We start from the raw sequence: 16,253 nt of genomic DNA, 5'->3' as shown, positions 1-16,253 counted from the left end.
TTACATCAGCTTGGCGGCCGACGCCGACTTCGTCGCGCGCCCGTGCGCCGGCGACGCGCTCTGCGCCGACGACCCTGCGCCCGCACCCGTACCCGCGTTCTGCTGGATGATGCGCGCGATTTCCTGATCGGCCTGCGCGCCGTAGTTGTCGAACACATTCGTCTGGTAGACCGTGTTCTGCGCGTTGCCGAGCTGGCCGCCTTGCTCGTCCTTGATGGTGACGTCGACGTTCATCGACAGGCCGATACGCAGCGGATGCGCTTCCAGTTCCTTCGGATCGAGCTGGATGCGCACCGGCAGGCGCTGCACGACCTTGATCCAGTTGCCGGTCGCGTTCTGCGCGGGCAGCAGCGAGAAAGCCGAGCCCGTGCCGGCCGAGAAACCGACCACCTTGCCGTGATACACGACGCCCGAACCGTACAGATCGGCCGTCAGCTCGACCGGCTGGCCGATCCGCATGTGCTTGAGCTGCACTTCCTTGAAGTTCGCATCGACCCACACGGCGTTGAGCGGCACGATCGCCATCAGCGGATTGCCCGGCGACACGCGCTGGCCGACTTGCACCGAGCGCTTGGCAACATAGCCCGTGACCGGCGCGGGCAGCGTGTTGCGCGCGTAGTTGATGTAGGAATCGCGGACCTTCGCGGCGGCGGCGAGCACGTTCGGGTGATCGGCGATCGTCGTGTTGGCCGTGAGCGAGCGGTTCGACGCGAGCTCCTGCTCGGCGGCGTCGAGCGCGGCCTGCGCGCTGCGCACCGCGTCGCGGGCGTGCGAGATTTCTTCCTGCGAGACCGCACCCGTCTGCGCGACCTGCATGCGGCGCTTCAAATCGTCCTGCGCGCGCGACAGATCGGACCGGCGCAACGCGATCTGCGCTTCGTACTGGTTGTTGTTGACGAAGAACGTGCGTACCTGGCGCACCGTCTGCGCGAGATTTGCCTCGGCCTGATCCAGCGCGACCTTGGAGTCGGCCGGATCGAGCGCGACGAGCGGATCGCCTATCTTCACGGTCTGCGTGTCGTCGGCGTTCACCGAGATCACCGTGCCCACGACCTGCGGCGTGATCTGCACGACGTTGCCATTCACGTAGGCGTCGTCGGTGGCTTCGTGGAAGCGCGCGACGAGGAAGTAGTACAGCCCGTACGCGATAGCCGCGATGATGATGACGAGCACGATCAGCGTCATCAGCGCTCGGCGTTTGCCGTTGCTCTGTTTCGGCGCGGGCGCGGCGGCCGCGGCTGCGTTTTGTTGAGGGTCGCTCATGAAAGACTCCGAAAAATCCGTTTTTGGTCCGATGCGTGTTCTTGTGGGCGCTTAGTTCGACGGCGTGGCCTGATTGGCCGCCTGCGTCGTCGTCTGACTTTGTCCGCTGCCTTCGATCGCGAGATTGCTGCTCGTCGCGTCGAATCCGCCGCCGAGCGACTTGATCAGCGCGATCTGCAGATCGGTGCGCTTCAGGCGCAGATTCGTCACGGTCTGCTCGTTGGCGAGGCGGTTTTCGTCGGCGTTGAGCACCTGCAATTGCGGCGACAGGCCGGCCTTGTAGCGGATCACGGCGAGCTGATACGCGCTCGACGCCGCCGCGAGCGCGCGCTGGGCGTCGGCCATTTGCTTGTCGAGCGAGCGGATTGCGGAGATGTTGGTCGCGACATCGTTCATCGCGTTGATGAGCGTCTGGTTGTAGTTCGCGACGTCGCCTTCGAAGTCCGCGTAACGGCCTTTCAACTGCGCGCGCAAGGCGCCGGCGTCGAAGATCGGCAGATGGATCGCCGGACCGGCCTGGATCTGGCGGCTGCTCGCCTGCAGGAAGCGGCTCCAGCCGAACGCGTCGAAACCGAAGGCCGCCGCGAGGTTGATGTCCGGGAAGAACTCGGCCTTCGCTTCCTTGATGTTGTGGGTCGCGGCTTCGACCTGCCAGCGCGCGGCGACGATATCCGGGCGGCGCGCGACGAGATCGGCGGGCACGTTGTCGGGCAGCGTCACGTTGACGTTCGGGTCGATCACGGGTTTCGCGATCTTGAGGCCGCGATCCGGGCCTTTGCCGAGCAGCGCCGCGAGCTGATAGCGGACGGTTTCGATCTGGCCGTCGAGTTCCGTCGAGTTCGTCTGGCTCGTCGCGACGTTGCCCTCCGCCGTGCGGCGCTCGACGTTGGTGTCGAGCCCGGCCGCGACACGCCCGTTCGTGATGCGTCCGACGTCCTGACGGTTCGCGATTTCGCGTTGCGCCACGTCACGCAGCGCGTAGAGCAGCGCGAGCTGGTTGTACGTGCGCGCGACCGACGCCGCAAGCGTCACGCGCGCCTGCTGCATGTCGGCTTCGGCGGCTTTCTGCTGCGATACCGCCATGTTGAGGCGCGAGCGGTTCTTGCCCCACAGATCCAGTTCCCACGACGCGCTCGCGAGCACGTTGTTCTCGCTGAACCACGTCCCGCCATAAGGCGGCGGGAAGAGGGCGTTGGCGGAATAGAGTTCGCGCGTCCACGAATACGAGCCGGTGACCTTCGGATAAAGCGCCGAGCGCGACGTCTCGATATACGACGACGCCTTCGCGATGCGCGCTTGCGCCTGCGCGATGCTCGGATTGTCGGCGAGCGCTTCGTCGATCAGTTGCGGCAGTTGCGGATCGCCGAACTGCTTCGCCCAGTCGAGCGTGGGCCATTGGCCGCCTTGGCCCGGCACGCTTTGCGTGGCCTCGAAGTTTTCCGGCGCGGCGATCTGCTTGTCGCTCGAAATGCCCGAATAGTTCGCGCAGCCGGCGAGCGCAAGCGCGGCCACCGCGGCGGCGACGGCGCGCTTCGCACGGCTTTCGCCGCGAATGGCGGACAGGAAGTGCTGGTTCATATCTCGTCTCTCGAGATGCAAATTAAAGGTGGACGTTGCAATCTTTTTGTAGGGTTGCGATGACGAATTTGCTTGTCATCGCAATGACGTACCAGGCTTATCGTTGCCGCCCAGCAGTGGCGCGACGGATGGATCGCACGAGTTCGCGAGAATCCGCCGCAGCATGCTTTTCAGGAAGCCGACTTCCTCCGGCGTGAAACCGGCGAGAAGGTTGTCCAGTACGCGCGTGAAGATGGCGGGTATCTTTTCCGCGGTCGCGTGACCTTCGTCCGTCAGCGCGAGGCGCACGACGCGCCGGTCTTCCTCGCTGCGCACGCGCGAAAGCAGGCCGCGCTTTTCCAGTCTGTCGATGAGACGCGTGACCGCGCTCGCATCGATGCCGTATTCGCGGGCAATATCCGCCGCCGTCAGGCATTTGCCGACCGCCAGCATGAACAGGATGCTTGCCTGCGTGCTCGTGATGCCCAGTTCGGACGTCGTGTGTTGCGTGACCATGTTCCACATGGTCGAGCGGACCCGGCTGATCAGATAGCCGACGCTCTCGGCGAGCACGTAGTCGCCGATCGCCGCGGATTTCGGAGCGTCGCTCATAAGAATATTTGTGCGATTGCAATAGTTGACTAGGCAGGATTATAGGGAGGCGTTTCGCGGCGTGCAAGGATCTTTTCTGAATATGCTTAACAATCCGCCCGCGCCCGGCCTGCGGTTCGTCGCGACCCGACGCCGCGGACATGCGGCATTTGCTGGCCCGATTTACGGGTTGAGTCCTATTGCCAGGTTTAGCCATCCGTGCGTGCTATACTCTTCGGTTCTCACCGCGCCGGGCCCGCGTAGTCATGCTTGCATGACGCTTTCCAGAGGGGGCTTGCCGAGCCACGGAGTCTCGCAACAGAAGGGACTCGCTCTTACGGCGCACAACCAAGACACTTTCTATGACTCGCGCCCTCCGCAATATCGCCATCATTGCCCACGTCGACCACGGCAAGACCACGCTCGTCGACCAGTTGCTCCGCCAGTCGGGCACCTTCCGGGAAAACCAACAGGTCGCCGAGCGGGTCATGGACTCGAACGACATCGAAAAGGAACGTGGCATCACGATCCTGGCGAAGAACTGCGCCGTCGAATACGAAGGCACGCACATCAACATCGTCGATACGCCGGGACACGCGGACTTCGGCGGTGAAGTGGAGCGCGTGCTGTCGATGGTCGACTCCGTGCTGCTGCTCGTCGACGCCGTCGAAGGCCCGATGCCGCAAACGCGCTTCGTCACGAAGAAGGCGCTCGCGCTCGGTCTGAAGCCGATCGTCGTCGTCAACAAGGTGGACCGTCCGGGCGCGCGTATCGACTGGGTGATCAACCAGACCTTCGATCTGTTCGACAAGCTCGGCGCGACCGAAGAGCAGCTCGACTTCCCGATCGTCTACGCGTCGGGTCTCAACGGCTTCGCCGGCCTCGAACCCGATGTCCGCGAAGGCACGATGCGCCCGCTGTTCGAAGCCATTCTCGAACACGTTCCCGTGCGTCCGGCCGATCCGGACGGTCCTTTGCAGCTTCAGATCACGTCGCTCGACTACAACTCGTACGTCGGCCGTATCGGCGTGGGCCGTGTCGCGCGTGGCCGTATCCGCCCGGGCATGCAGGTGGCCGTGCGCTCGGGTCCGGACGGCGCGATCCTGAATCGCAAGATCAATCAGGTGCTGTCGTTCCACGGCCTCGAGCGCGTGCAGGTGGAAGAGGCGCAGGCCGGCGATATCGTGCTCATCAACGGTATCGAGGAAATCGGCATCGGCGTGACCATCTGCTCGCCGGACAATCCCGAAGCGCTGCCGATGATCACCGTTGACGAGCCGACGCTCACGATGAACTTCCTCGTGAACTCGTCGCCGCTCGCAGGCAAGGAAGGCAAGTTCGTGACGAGCCGCCAGATCCGCGATCGTCTGACGAAGGAACTGAATCACAACGTCGCGCTGCGCGTGAAAGACACCGGCGACGAAACGACGTTCGAAGTGTCGGGCCGCGGCGAACTGCATCTGACGATTCTCGTCGAGAACATGCGCCGTGAAGGTTACGAGTTGGCCGTGTCGCGTCCGCGCGTGGTGCTGCAGGAAATCGACGGCGTGAAGTGCGAGCCGTATGAAAACCTGACGGTCGATATCGAAGACCAGCATCAGGGCGGCGTGATGGAAGAGCTCGGCCGCCGCAAGGGGGAAATGCTCGACATGACCTCGGATGGCCGTGGCCGCACGCGTCTCGAGTACAAGATTTCGGCGCGCGGGCTGATCGGCTTCCAGAGCGAGTTCCTGACGCTCACGCGCGGCACGGGCCTGATGAGCCACACCTTCGATTCGTACGCGCCGGTGAAGGAAGGTTCGGTCGGCGAGCGCCGTAACGGCGTGCTGATCTCGCAGGACGATGGCGCTGCCGTCGCCTATGCGCTGTGGAAGCTGCAGGATCGCGGCCGCATGTTCGTGTCGCCGGGCGATGCGCTCTATGAAGGCATGATCATCGGCATTCACAGCCGCGACAACGACCTCGTCGTGAATCCGATCAAAGGCAAGCAGCTGACGAACGTGCGCGCATCGGGCACTGACGAAGCCGTGCGTCTTGTTCCGCCGATCCAGCTTTCGCTCGAATACGCGGTCGAGTTCATCGACGACGACGAGCTCGTCGAAGTCACGCCGCAGTCGATTCGTCTGCGCAAGCGTCATCTGAAGGAACACGAGCGTCGCCGCGCAAGCCGCGAAGCCAACGCCGAATAAGCTGCGCATGCATCTGTGAGCAACGTCGGAACAAAAGCCGCCTTCGGGCGGCTTTTGTCATTCTTCGGCGCGCTGCACGAGACCCTTGCTTATCTCAGAATAGCCCGCACATCCTTGTTGCGTAAAGGATGGCGAGGCGACGACGAGGCGAGGGCACATGCGGCGATACGTCATATGACTATTCGTTCTGTGCTATGCTTCTCGGATTAGCTGTCGCTTTTTAGGTCCTTCCAAGCAGACTTGATTCGCGCAATCCGCTAAACGGTCAGGCCGTGGCGCGGAAGGTTTCGTAACCCGCACTTCCTCGAGAAACTCGAAGAAAGGTGAGCGTAAAATGATGAAGCAATTCCAGTCGAACTCTTATCTGTTCGGCGGTAATGCTCCGTACGTCGAAGAGTTGTACGAGCAATATCTCGATAATCCCGCGTCAGTGCCCGAGACCTGGCGCGCCTACTTCGACGCGTTGCAGAACGTGCCCGCTTCGGACGGCACGGCTCACAACGACGTGGCTCACGGCCCCATCGTCGAATCTTTCGCTCAGCGCGCGAAGGCGAACGCCTTTCTGCCGCGCGAAAGCACCGGTGATCTGACCACCGCGCGAAAGCAAGTCTACGTCCAATCGCTGATCGGCGCGTATCGCTTCCTTGGCACGCAATGGGCCAATCTCGATCCGCTCAAGCGCCGCGAGCGTCCCCCCATTCCCGAACTCGAACCCGGCTTCTACGACTTCACCGAAGCCGACATGGATCAGGTGTTCAACGCGAACAACCTGTACTTCGGTTTCGAGCAGGCATCGCTGCGCGACATCGTCAAGGCGCTGCGCGACACGTACTGCGGCACGATCGGCGCCGAGTTCATGTACATCAGCGATCCGGAACAGAAGCGCTGGTGGAAGGAGCAGCTCGAGTCGATTCGCTCGACGCCGAATTTCTCGAACGACAAGAAGAAGCACATCCTGAATCGCCTGACGGCCGCCGAAGGCCTCGAGCGTTTCCTGCACACCAAGTATGTCGGCCAGAAGCGCTTCTCACTGGAAGGCGGCGAGAGCTTCATCGCGTCGATGGACGAAGTCGTGCGTCACGCGGGCAAGAACGGCGTGCAGGAAATCGTCATCGGCATGGCGCACCGCGGGCGTCTGAACGTGCTCGTCAATACGCTCGGCAAGATGCCGGCGGACCTTTTCGCCGAATTCGAAGGCAAGCACGTCGATGACCTGCCGGCCGGCGACGTGAAGTACCACAAGGGCTTCTCGTCGGACGTCGCCACGGAAGGCGGCCCGGTTCACCTGTCGCTCGCATTCAACCCGTCGCACCTCGAAATCGTGAATCCGGTGGTCGAAGGCTCGGCCAAGGCGCGTATGGATCGTCGCGGCGACGAAGAAGGCCTGCAAGTGCTGCCGGTGCAAGTGCACGGCGACGCGGCCTTCGCGGGCCAGGGCGTCGTGATGGAAACGCTGAACCTCGCGCAGACGCGCGGTTACGGCACGCACGGCACGCTGCACATCGTCATCAACAACCAGATCGGCTTCACGACGTCGGATCCGCGCGATGCGCGCTCGACGCTGTATTGCTCGGACGTCGTCAAGATGATCGAGGCGCCGGTGCTGCACGTGAACGGCGACGATCCCGAAGCCGTCGTGCTGGCGACGCAGCTCGCCATCGACTTCCGCATGAAGTTCCACAAGGACGTGGTCGTCGACATCATCTGCTTCCGCAAGCTCGGTCACAACGAGCAGGACACGCCGGCGGTCACGCAGCCGCTGATGTACAAGACGATTGCGAAGCATCCGGGCACGCGCGCCGTTTACGCCGAAAAGCTGGTGCAACAGGGCGTCATCACGGCCGAGGAAGCGGACAACTTCGTCAAGGAATATCGTCAGGCGATGGACGAAGGCCATCACACGATCGATCCGGTGCTCTCGAACTACAAGAGCAAGTACGCGGTCGACTGGGTGCCGTTCCTGAACCGCAAGTGGACCGACGCGGCCGACACGGCGGTGCCGCTCGCGGAACTCAAGCGTCTGGCCGAGCGCATCACGACCATTCCGGAAAACTTCAAGGTTCACCCGCTCGTCGAGCGCGTCATCAACGACCGCCGCGCGATGGGTCTCGGCGAAGCCAAGCTCGACTGGGGCATGGGCGAGCACCTCGCGTTCGCATCGCTGGTCGCATCGGGCTATGCCGTGCGTCTGACGGGCCAGGACTCGGGCCGCGGCACGTTCACGCACCGCCACGCCGTTCTGCACGATCAGAACCGCGAGCGCTGGAACGACGGCACGTACATTCCGCTGCAGAACATCGCGGAAGGCCAGGCCAAGTTCACGGTGATCGACTCGGTGCTGTCGGAAGAAGCGGTGCTCGGTTTCGAGTACGGTTATTCGACCGCTGAACCGAACACGTTCGTCGCGTGGGAAGCGCAGTTCGGCGACTTCGTGAACGGCGCGCAGGTCGTGATCGACCAGTTCATCTCGTCGGGCGAAGTGAAGTGGGGCCGTGTCTCCGGTCTCACGATGATGCTCCCGCACGGCTACGAAGGTCAGGGTCCGGAGCACTCGTCGGCGCGTATCGAGCGTTTCCTGCAACTGTGCGCGGATCACAACATGCAAGTGGTCCAGCCGACGACGCCGGCGCAGGTTTTCCACCTGCTGCGCCGTCAGATGATCCGCCTGTTCCGCAAGCCGCTCATCATCTTCACGCCGAAGTCGCTGCTGCGTCACAAGGAAGCCGTGTCCGATCTGTCGGAACTGGCGAAGGGCTCGTTCCAGCCGGTCATCGGCGAAACGGACGAAGCCATCGAGGCGAAGAAGGTCAAGCGCGTGATCGTGTGCTCGGGCCGTGTCTATTACGACCTCATCGCGCATCGCCGCGAAGCGAAGAGCAACGATGTCGCGATCGTGCGTATCGAGCAGCTGTACCCGTTCGCGCACAAGCAGTTCGACGCGGAACTCAAGAAGTACGAGAACGCGACCGAAGTCGTGTGGGTGCAGGACGAGCCGCAGAACCAGGGCGCCTGGTTCTACGTCGAGCACCATCTGCGCGAAGGCATGCGCGAAGGCATGAAGCTGGCCTACAGCGGCCGTCCTGCATCGGCATCGCCGGCGGTTGGCTACTACGCGAAGCACTACGAGCAGCAGAAGGTGCTCGTGGAAGGCGCGTTCGGCCGCCTCAAGGGCGCGCAGGTCATCGCGAAGTAAGCATTGCTTGATCGAAACCGGGCGAACGGACGTTCCCCGGTTTCGCTGCTCGTACACACAGACACGCATCAGGAAAATACAGAAATGGCTATCGTAGAAGTCAAGGTTCCCCAGCTTTCCGAGTCGGTCTCGGAAGCGACCATGCTGCAGTGGAAGAAGAAGCCGGGTGAGGCTGTCGCCCAGGACGAAATCCTCATCGAAATCGAGACCGACAAGGTCGTGCTCGAAGTGCCGGCTCCGTCGGCCGGCGTGCTGGCGCAAGTCATCAAGCACGACGGCGATATCGTCACCGCCGACGAACTCATCGCCAAGATCGACACCGAAGCGAAAGCGGGCGAAGCGCCTGCCGCCGTCGCCGCTGCCGGCGACGCCGAAGTGAAGCCCGCGCCGGTCGCGGAAACCGCCGCTGCCACGTCGGCTCCGGCTGCTGCGCAAGCATCGGCGGGCGGCGCCGCATCGCCGGCCGCGACGAAGATCTTGGCCGAGAAGGGCGTGTCGGCGGATCAGGTGTCGGGCTCGGGCCGCGACGGCCGCATCACGAAGGGCGACGCGCTCGCCGCTCAAGCCGGCGCACCGGCTGCCGCACCGGCCAAGCCCGCCGCCGCACCGGCTCCGGCCGCCGCGCGCGCCGCGAAGCCGTCGCTGCCGCAAGTCAGCGCACCGGCATCGGCCGATCAGTGGCTGAAGGACCGCCCGGAACAGCGCGTGCCGATGTCGCGTCTGCGTGCGCGTATCGCCGAACGTCTGCTCGAATCGCAGCAAACCAACGCCATCCTGACGACGTTCAACGAAGTCAACATGGCGCCGGTCATGGATCTGCGCAACAAGTACAAGGACCGCTTCGAGAAGGAACACGGCGTGAAGCTCGGCTTCATGTCGTTCTTCGTGAAGGCCGCCGTCCACGCGCTGAAGAAGTTCCCGCTCGTGAACGCATCGATCGACGGTAACGACATCGTCTATCACGGCTACTTCGACATCGGTATCGCGGTCGGTTCGCCGCGCGGTCTCGTCGTGCCGATCCTGCGCAATGCGGATCAGATGAGCCTCGCCGACATCGAGAAGAAGATCGCCGAATTCGGCCAGAAGGCGAAGGACGGCAAGCTGTCGATCGAAGAAATGACCGGCGGCACGTTCTCGATCTCGAACGGCGGCGTGTTCGGCTCGATGCTCTCGACGCCGATCATCAACCCGCCGCAATCCGCGATTCTCGGCGTGCACGCGACGAAGGAACGCGCGGTCGTCGAAAACGGCCAGATCGTGATCCGTCCGATGAACTACCTCGCGCTGTCGTACGACCACCGCATCATCGACGGCCGCGAAGCCGTGCTGTCGCTGGTCGCGATGAAGGACGCGCTGGAAGATCCGGCTCGTCTGCTGCTGGACCTGTAATACAAGCTTAGTTGCCTCGATGCGCGCGATAGGCTCGCGCGCATCGCAAGAGGCTGCTCCGCAAAAGCGGAGACACACCAAGGAAAGTCATGTCCAAAGAATTTGATGTCGTCGTGATCGGCGCGGGCCCTGGCGGCTATATCGCGGCGATTCGCGCAGCGCAGCTCGGCAAGTCGGTTGCGTGTATCGAGAAGTGGAAGAACCCGGCAGGCGCATTGAAGCTCGGCGGCACGTGCCTGAATGTAGGCTGCATTCCGTCGAAGGCGCTGCTGGCGTCGTCGGAAGAATTCGAGAATGCGTCGAAGCATCTGGCCGATCACGGTATCAGCGTGTCGGACGTGAAGCTCGATGTGTCGAAGATGCTCGCGCGCAAAGACGGCATCGTCGAAAAGATGACGAAGGGCATCGAGTTCCTGTTCCGCAAGAACAAGATCACGTGGCTCAAGGGTCATGGCAAGTTCACCGGGAAGAACGCGGCCGGCGTGCAGATCGAAGTGTCGGGCGAAGGCGAGACGGAAGTCGTCACGGCGAAGAACGTGATCATCGCGACGGGTTCGAAGGCGCGCCATCTGCCGAACATTCCGGTCGACAACAAGCTGATCGCCGACAACGAAGGCGCGCTGTCGTTCGATTCCGTGCCGAAGAAGCTCGCCGTGATCGGCGCGGGCGTGATCGGTCTGGAGCTCGGCTCGGTGTGGCGTCGTCTCGGCGCGGAAGTGACCGTGCTCGAAGCGCTGCCGCAATTCCTCGGCGCGGCGGACGAGTCGCTCGCGAAGGAAGCCGCGAAGCAGTTCAAGAAGCAGGGTCTCGACATTCACCTCGGCGTGAAGATCGGCGAAGTGAAGACGAGCGCCAACGGCGTTTCGATCGCTTACACGGACAACGCAGGCAACGCGCAGACGCTGGAAGCGGATCGTTTGATCGTGTCGATCGGCCGCGTGCCGAACACCGATAACCTCGGTCTGGAAAGCATCGGCCTGAAGGCGAACGAGCGCGGTTTCATCGACGTGGACGATCATTGCGCGACGAGCGTGCCGGGCGTGTACGCGATCGGCGACGTGGTGCGCGGCCCGATGCTCGCGCACAAGGCGGAAGACGAAGGCGTGGCGGTGGCGGAGATCATCGACGGTCAGAAGCCGCACATCGATTACAACTGCGTGCCGTGGGTCATCTACACGGAACCGGAAATCGCGTGGGTCGGCAAGACCGAGCAGCAGCTCAAGGCCGAAGGCCGCGAGATCAAGACCGGCCAGTTCCCGATGATGGCCAACGGCCGCGCGCTCGGCATCGGCCGTGCCGAAGGCTTCGTCAAGATGATCGCGGACGCGAAGACCGACGAAATCCTCGGCGTGCACGTCATCGCTGCGGACGCGTCGGATCTGATCGCGGAAGCGGTCGTGGCGATGGAGTTCAAGGCGGCGTCAGAAGATATCGGCCGCATCTGCCATCCGCATCCGTCGCTGTCTGAAGTGATGCGCGAAGCGGCGCTCGCCGTCGACAAGCGCGCGTTGAACATGTAATACCGTTTGCCTTGGCAGTAAGGCAGCACAACAAAGGCGAGCGGGTTGATCCGCTCGCCTTTGTCACATCGAACGGCCGAAGATGAACGTCACCGAATACTACGAAAACGAACTGCGCACGCGGGGTTATCAATCGGACGAGGCGCAGCTCGCGGCGGTCGCGCGTCTTCAACAGTGCTATGAAGAGTGGGTCGCGTACAAGGCGCGCCGCTCGAACGCGCTCAAGAAGTTTCTCGTGCGTCCCGAGTTGCCGCGCGGCGTCTACATGTGGGGCGGCGTCGGGCGCGGCAAGAGCTTCCTGATGGACAGCTTCTATGCGGTCGTGCCGGTGCAGCGCAAGACGCGTCTGCATTTTCACGAATTCATGCGCGAGGTGCATCGCGAGCTGGAGGAACTGAAAGGGCAGTCGGATCCGCTGGACGAACTCGCCAAACGCATCGCGAAGCGTTATCGGCTGATCTGTTTCGACGAGTTTCACGTCTCCGATATCGCCGACGCGATGATCCTGTATCGCCTGCTCGACCGTCTTTTCAAGGCCGGCGTGCAGTTCGTGACGACGTCCAATTACCAGCCCGACACGCTGTATCCGGAAGGGCTGCATCGCGATCGTCTTCTGCCCGCGATCGAGCTCATCAAAGAGCATCTCGACGTGCTCAACGTCGATGCCGGCACCGATTACCGCAGGCAAACGCTCTCGACGGTGAAGGCGTATCACACGCCGCTTGGTGCGTCGGCGAGCGAGGCGTTGCGTGCGGATTTCGCGAAACTCGCGGCCGTGCCCGACGAAAGCCCGATCCTGCACATCGAGAAGCGCGAGATCAAGGCATTGCGCAAAGCCGACGGTGTCGTTTGGTTCGACTTTGCGACGCTATGCGGCGGCCCGCGCTCGCAGAACGACTATCTCGAACTGGCGAACCGCTTTCACGCGGTCATCTTGTCGGACGTGCCGCAAATGACGCCGCGCATGGCATCGGAAGCGCGCCGCTTCACCTGGCTCATCGACGTGTTCTACGACCACAAGGTCAAGCTGCTGATGTCGGCGGCCGTGCCCGCGGAAGAACTGTACGTCGAAGGGCCGATGGCCAACGAGTTCACGCGCACGGTGTCGCGTATCGTCGAGATGCAGTCGAAGGAATATCTGGAGGCGCCGCGCCGCGTCACCGATATTTCGCTGACCTAATACGAGTATCAAAAATCTGCGGTAGGCCAATCGGCATAAGGTTTTGCGAGCAATTTCAAGATTCGGACCACTCCGATTTGCTGGCTTTCAGGTACTCGGTATCGTCGATACCGGTTATCAGTCAGTAAATTGGAGAAACTACCGTGAAGCCCTATCGCGACATGTCCGACGAAGAATGGCAGATGGTTGCACCGCTGCTTCCCGAACTGCGTCCGCGTTCGGAGTTGCGGGGCCGGCCGCTCGCCAATACCCGCGCCGTGCTCAACGGTGTCCTCTGGGTCATGTACAGCGGGGCGTCATGGTCCACGCTGCCGCGCAAATATCCGTCGTATCAGACGTGCCATCGGCGCTTCAAGGCGTGGCACGAATCGGGCGTCCTGCTGCGCGTCATGACGCAGTTGTTCGGGCCGGCCGGCGAATCGCTCTATGCGTTGATGACATCGCGCATGCGTGTGCCGGGGGAATTCAAGCCGGAAGAGCCGAACCTGCCCGCCGAAGCACAAGCGGAAGATGCGCAACATCGTCACGCCGCATGATTGCTCGAAGCGTGCTCGCGAGATGAGCAAAGCCGGTCGAAGATCGACGTCTTCGACCGGCTTTGTCTTTATATAAAGCTATTGCTGGCGCACCCAGGTTTGCGAGCGCCCCAGCAGCGAAACGCCGATATACCCGCGCACGACGAGCTTCTTGCCACCGTCTTCGAGTTTCATCTTGCACTTGTAGAGCTTGCCGCTGTCCGGGTCGAGAATCTGGCCGCCTTCCCACTCGTCGCCGTCCTGACGCATGCCGGTGATGATCGTCATGCCCTTGATCAACTGATCCTTGCGTTCGTCCGTGCAGGCCGTGCAGCGCCGTTCCGGATGATCGAATTCGCCGATGCCACGCACGACCTTGCCCGACAACTGCCCGTTGCCGTCGTCGGCGATCTGGATGATCGCTTTCGCTTTGCCGGTCTGATCGTCGATGGTCTGCCAGGTGCCGACGGGCGTCGCCTGCGCGAAAACGCTCGCGGCGAAAGTGGCGCACAGCGCGCCGAGCGTCACGCGTGCACCGCGCGAGCCGATGAAACGGGTCATGTCGTCTCCTTGTCGTGAACGGCCGAGCATACGAGAAAGCGACCGTTCCCGTCTGAGAAGAATCGTTCTAGACGCGCGCGGACCGAAAACTCAGACGGCGCGTTTAAGACCCGCTTCGAGCGTGGCGAACGTGCGCTCGTCGGTGCGATCGAAATGGAGCGGCGTGACCGACACGCTGCCTGCCGCCACCACCGCCGTTTCGCTATCGGGCGAATTCGGGCGCGGGCCACGCTGAAAGCGCAGCCAGTGATAGTCGATGCCGCGCGGATCGACGAGCGGCAACACGTCGATGCCTTCCACGAGCCCGATGCCTTGCCGCGTCACGGTGAGCGGACCCGCGGCAGACGCGTCGCAATCGGGGAAGTTGACGTTCAGGCACGTCGGCGCCTCGTGGGAAATCGAGAGCAATTGGCGGATCACGCCCGGCGCCAGCGCGCGCGCCGTGTCCCAGCGCACGTTCTCGCGGTCCGTGAAAGCCTGACTGAGCGCGATCGACGGCAAGCCGAGCAAGAGGCCCGTCATCGCCGCGCCGACGGTGCCGGAGAACATCGTTTCGACGCCGAGATTCGCCCCGCGGTTGATGCCGGACAGGACAAGTGTGGGCGGCGCGTCTTTCATGATGTGGCGCACGCCCATCACGACGCAGTCGCCTGGCGTGCCCTGTACGCCGAAGCGCCGTTCGCCCTGACGCGAGATGCGCAGCGGCGAATGCAGGCTGATGGAATGCGAAGTGCCGCTCTGATCGTGCTCGGGCGCGATGACCCAAACTTCGTGCGCGAGTTCGGCGGCGACCGCTTCGAGCACGGCGAGGCCGGGCGCGTCGATGCCGTCGTCGTTGGTGATGAGCACACGCTGCACGATGGGTGAGAGGGCGGACATCGCGAATCACTCCTTGGTCGGTGATGAAAAAGTATCGACCGATTATTACAGAGTTCGCGTTCCCGGGCGTCCGCGGCCCGTATCGAAATGAAGCCTTACTTGACGCCGAGCCCGCGCAGCACGGCGTTGCCGTCTTCGGTCAGGCGCACTTTCGGGGTGCCGGCGTCCGGCGACACGATCTCGACATAGCCGTATTCCTGCAGCGAGGCGACATCGGGCGTGGCGGCCATCACATCGATCGGCGCGTGCATCAGCAGGAGCAGCGTGGCGATTTCGTGATGGCTCAGAAGCTTTTTGATGGCTCGCACGGGTGCGGAAGCCGGACGGCGGAGGTTCATGAACGATGTCCTCAGGTTTGCATGACGATGTGCGGCGCTTTCGGCTTGACGCTTCGCGCGGACCTTGATGTCGATGGAGTGCGGGCAGGTTATCGGCCGACTCTTAGGCGAAACTTAAAACGCGCGCCGCGCGGTGCGACGAGTTGTTACACGGGATGTCACGAAGTCAGCGCGCGCTTCAAATCAGAAGGAAATCAGAAGCGATAGTCGGGATTTTTCGGGTCGAACGTCAGGTCGTCGAAGGGTTTCGTCTCGATGCGCTCGAACACGACGCTTTCGAAAATCTCGCCGTCGTTGTCGTACGACTCCAGCGTACGGAAAACCGGCCGTTCGAGGTCGAGTCCGAGCACTTCCTTTTTCGCATAGAAGGTGGGTTGGCCTTCGACCGTTTCATACGTAAGCGCGATCACGCGCAGTCCGTCGACGTTCTTCACTTCGATGTTCGTCGGTTTCGTGATGCCCGCTTCGGCGAACTTGCGCCCTTCGTCGATGAAGCGTTGCGTGATCGCGTCGATGCCGAGCTCGCGGATCGAATGATTCGACTGCGCGCGGGCGAGCGCGCCGTTCACCGATGCCCACATCGGCACGACGCCCAGAAAGCCGCCGAGATGACCGTAAAGCTGATCGGGACGCTTCGAATCGTCGTAGATGACTTCCTGGCCCGCGTGCCCGCCATCCGGCAGCCATTTCGCATAGATGCGCAGCGGCTCGCGCGTGACGCGCACGAGCATGTGATCCGCGCGCTTCGGCCATTTGCCTTTGATGCGCTCGCGGCGGCGCATCGTGAACTCGCACGAATCGAAATCGCGTAAGCCGTCTTGCAGATAGCGCGGCAGCGTGCGCGCGTCGAGCGAGCGGAAGAGGGCGACGAGTTGCGCATCGTCGAGACTGGCGAGCGCGCCGCTTCCCGCCGATCGCGACAGCCATTGCACCTGCTGCTCGACGCCGAGATCGCCGATGCGCGCAACGTCATCGGATGGATCGGCGCGTGCCGCGAAAGACGCGAGCGCGAGACACAACAGGCTCGCACAAGCGAACCGGAAGCCGGAAGCCGAGCGCGGCATGGGTATCTCCGTGA

At 62.8% G+C, this 16,253-nt stretch carries 13 protein-coding genes; 6 read left to right on the top strand and 7 right to left on the bottom strand.

The genetic code is table 11. The annotated features are described in order from the left end of the window. The 3 genes from NCS03_RS08665 to NCS03_RS08655 all read right to left on the bottom strand — a co-directional run bounded on the left by NCS03_RS08665 (position 1) and on the right by NCS03_RS08655 (position 3,432). Positions 1 to 1,263, bottom strand: a complete 1,263-nt coding sequence (locus NCS03_RS08665; protein WP_008349236.1) for an HlyD family secretion protein — start codon at positions 1,261 to 1,263, stop codon at positions 1 to 3. 51 nt (positions 1,264 to 1,314) lie between these two features. Further along, positions 1,315 to 2,841 (bottom strand): efflux transporter outer membrane subunit, encoded by a 1,527-nt coding sequence (locus tag NCS03_RS08660; RefSeq protein WP_250529059.1) that lies wholly within the window; start codon positions 2,839 to 2,841, stop codon positions 1,315 to 1,317. A 75-nt stretch (positions 2,842 to 2,916) separates the two neighbouring features. After that, positions 2,917 to 3,432 carry a MarR family winged helix-turn-helix transcriptional regulator gene (locus NCS03_RS08655; protein ID WP_008349239.1) on the bottom strand — a complete coding sequence of 172 codons (516 nt, stop codon included), beginning with the start codon at positions 3,430 to 3,432 and terminating at the stop codon, positions 2,917 to 2,919. A 341-nt stretch (positions 3,433 to 3,773) separates the two neighbouring features. Between NCS03_RS08655 and typA the strand changes: the two genes are divergently transcribed. The 6 genes from typA (at position 3,774) to NCS03_RS08625 (ending at position 13,418) form a co-directional block, all read left to right on the top strand. Further along, positions 3,774 to 5,600 (top strand): translational GTPase TypA, encoded by a 1,827-nt coding sequence (gene typA / locus NCS03_RS08650; protein ID WP_008349240.1) that lies wholly within the window; start codon positions 3,774 to 3,776, stop codon positions 5,598 to 5,600. 334 nt (positions 5,601 to 5,934) lie between these two features. After that, on the top strand, positions 5,935 to 8,793 hold the full coding sequence (locus NCS03_RS08645; RefSeq protein WP_008349241.1) for a 2-oxoglutarate dehydrogenase E1 component: 2,859 nt from the start codon (positions 5,935 to 5,937) through the stop codon (positions 8,791 to 8,793). Between the two features lie 84 nt (positions 8,794 to 8,877). Next, on the top strand, positions 8,878 to 10,182 hold the full coding sequence (gene odhB / locus NCS03_RS08640) for a 2-oxoglutarate dehydrogenase complex dihydrolipoyllysine-residue succinyltransferase (RefSeq protein ID WP_008349242.1): 1,305 nt from the start codon (positions 8,878 to 8,880) through the stop codon (positions 10,180 to 10,182). Between the two features lie 89 nt (positions 10,183 to 10,271). Then, on the top strand, positions 10,272 to 11,702 hold the full coding sequence (gene lpdA / locus NCS03_RS08635) for a dihydrolipoyl dehydrogenase (protein WP_008349243.1): 1,431 nt from the start codon (positions 10,272 to 10,274) through the stop codon (positions 11,700 to 11,702). An 82-nt stretch (positions 11,703 to 11,784) separates the two neighbouring features. Next, a complete protein-coding gene (gene zapE, locus NCS03_RS08630; protein WP_250529058.1) occupies positions 11,785 to 12,882 on the top strand; it encodes a cell division protein ZapE in 1,098 nt (365 codons plus the stop codon). A 143-nt stretch (positions 12,883 to 13,025) separates the two neighbouring features. Continuing rightward, on the top strand, positions 13,026 to 13,418 hold the full coding sequence (locus NCS03_RS08625; RefSeq protein WP_250529057.1) for a transposase: 393 nt from the start codon (positions 13,026 to 13,028) through the stop codon (positions 13,416 to 13,418). A 78-nt stretch (positions 13,419 to 13,496) separates the two neighbouring features. Here the strand turns inward: NCS03_RS08625 and NCS03_RS08620 are convergent, their stop codons facing one another. From NCS03_RS08620 to NCS03_RS08605, 4 genes are all read right to left on the bottom strand, one after another. Beyond that, entirely contained in the window at positions 13,497 to 13,958 is a 462-nt protein-coding gene (locus NCS03_RS08620) for a DUF2147 domain-containing protein (RefSeq protein ID WP_034473199.1), read from the bottom strand. Between the two features lie 90 nt (positions 13,959 to 14,048). Beyond that, positions 14,049 to 14,837, bottom strand: coding sequence for a 5'/3'-nucleotidase SurE (gene surE, locus NCS03_RS08615; protein WP_250439853.1), 789 nt, complete (start codon positions 14,835 to 14,837; stop codon positions 14,049 to 14,051). A gap of 95 nt (positions 14,838 to 14,932) precedes the next feature. After that, positions 14,933 to 15,175 (bottom strand): hypothetical protein, encoded by a 243-nt coding sequence (locus NCS03_RS08610; RefSeq protein ID WP_008349248.1) that lies wholly within the window; start codon positions 15,173 to 15,175, stop codon positions 14,933 to 14,935. Between the two features lie 194 nt (positions 15,176 to 15,369). Then, positions 15,370 to 16,239: a DUF1571 domain-containing protein gene (locus NCS03_RS08605; protein ID WP_250439852.1), complete on the bottom strand. Its 870-nt coding sequence runs from the start codon at positions 16,237 to 16,239 to the stop codon at positions 15,370 to 15,372. Between the last annotated feature and the right edge of the window lie 14 nt (positions 16,240 to 16,253).

It is taken from the genome of Caballeronia sp. ATUFL_F1_KS4A (genome assembly GCF_023630905.1).
GTDB lineage: Bacteria > Pseudomonadota > Gammaproteobacteria > Burkholderiales > Burkholderiaceae > Caballeronia > Caballeronia zhejiangensis.
Note: the sequence above shows the minus strand (reverse complement) of the source record. Positions and strands in the feature narration are given on the sequence as shown.

What these genes read in the sequence shown, in the direction of transcription:
- surE (WP_250439853.1), bottom strand. Translation starts at nt 14,837, where the DNA reads ATGTCCGCCCTCTCACCCATCGTGCAGCGTGTGCTCATCACCAACGAC.
- NCS03_RS08620 (WP_034473199.1), bottom strand. Translation starts at nt 13,958, where the DNA reads ATGACCCGTTTCATCGGCTCGCGCGGTGCACGCGTGACGCTCGGCGCG.
- lpdA (WP_008349243.1), top strand. Translation starts at nt 10,272, where the DNA reads ATGTCCAAAGAATTTGATGTCGTCGTGATCGGCGCGGGCCCTGGCGGC.
- NCS03_RS08610 (WP_008349248.1), bottom strand. Translation starts at nt 15,175, where the DNA reads ATGAACCTCCGCCGTCCGGCTTCCGCACCCGTGCGAGCCATCAAAAAG.
- NCS03_RS08660 (WP_250529059.1), bottom strand. Translation starts at nt 2,841, where the DNA reads ATGAACCAGCACTTCCTGTCCGCCATTCGCGGCGAAAGCCGTGCGAAG.
- typA (WP_008349240.1), top strand. Translation starts at nt 3,774, where the DNA reads ATGACTCGCGCCCTCCGCAATATCGCCATCATTGCCCACGTCGACCAC.
- odhB (WP_008349242.1), top strand. Translation starts at nt 8,878, where the DNA reads ATGGCTATCGTAGAAGTCAAGGTTCCCCAGCTTTCCGAGTCGGTCTCG.
- NCS03_RS08665 (WP_008349236.1), bottom strand. Translation starts at nt 1,263, where the DNA reads ATGAGCGACCCTCAACAAAACGCAGCCGCGGCCGCCGCGCCCGCGCCG.
- zapE (WP_250529058.1), top strand. Translation starts at nt 11,785, where the DNA reads ATGAACGTCACCGAATACTACGAAAACGAACTGCGCACGCGGGGTTAT.
- NCS03_RS08645 (WP_008349241.1), top strand. Translation starts at nt 5,935, where the DNA reads ATGATGAAGCAATTCCAGTCGAACTCTTATCTGTTCGGCGGTAATGCT.
- NCS03_RS08605 (WP_250439852.1), bottom strand. Translation starts at nt 16,239, where the DNA reads ATGCCGCGCTCGGCTTCCGGCTTCCGGTTCGCTTGTGCGAGCCTGTTG.
- NCS03_RS08655 (WP_008349239.1), bottom strand. Translation starts at nt 3,432, where the DNA reads ATGAGCGACGCTCCGAAATCCGCGGCGATCGGCGACTACGTGCTCGCC.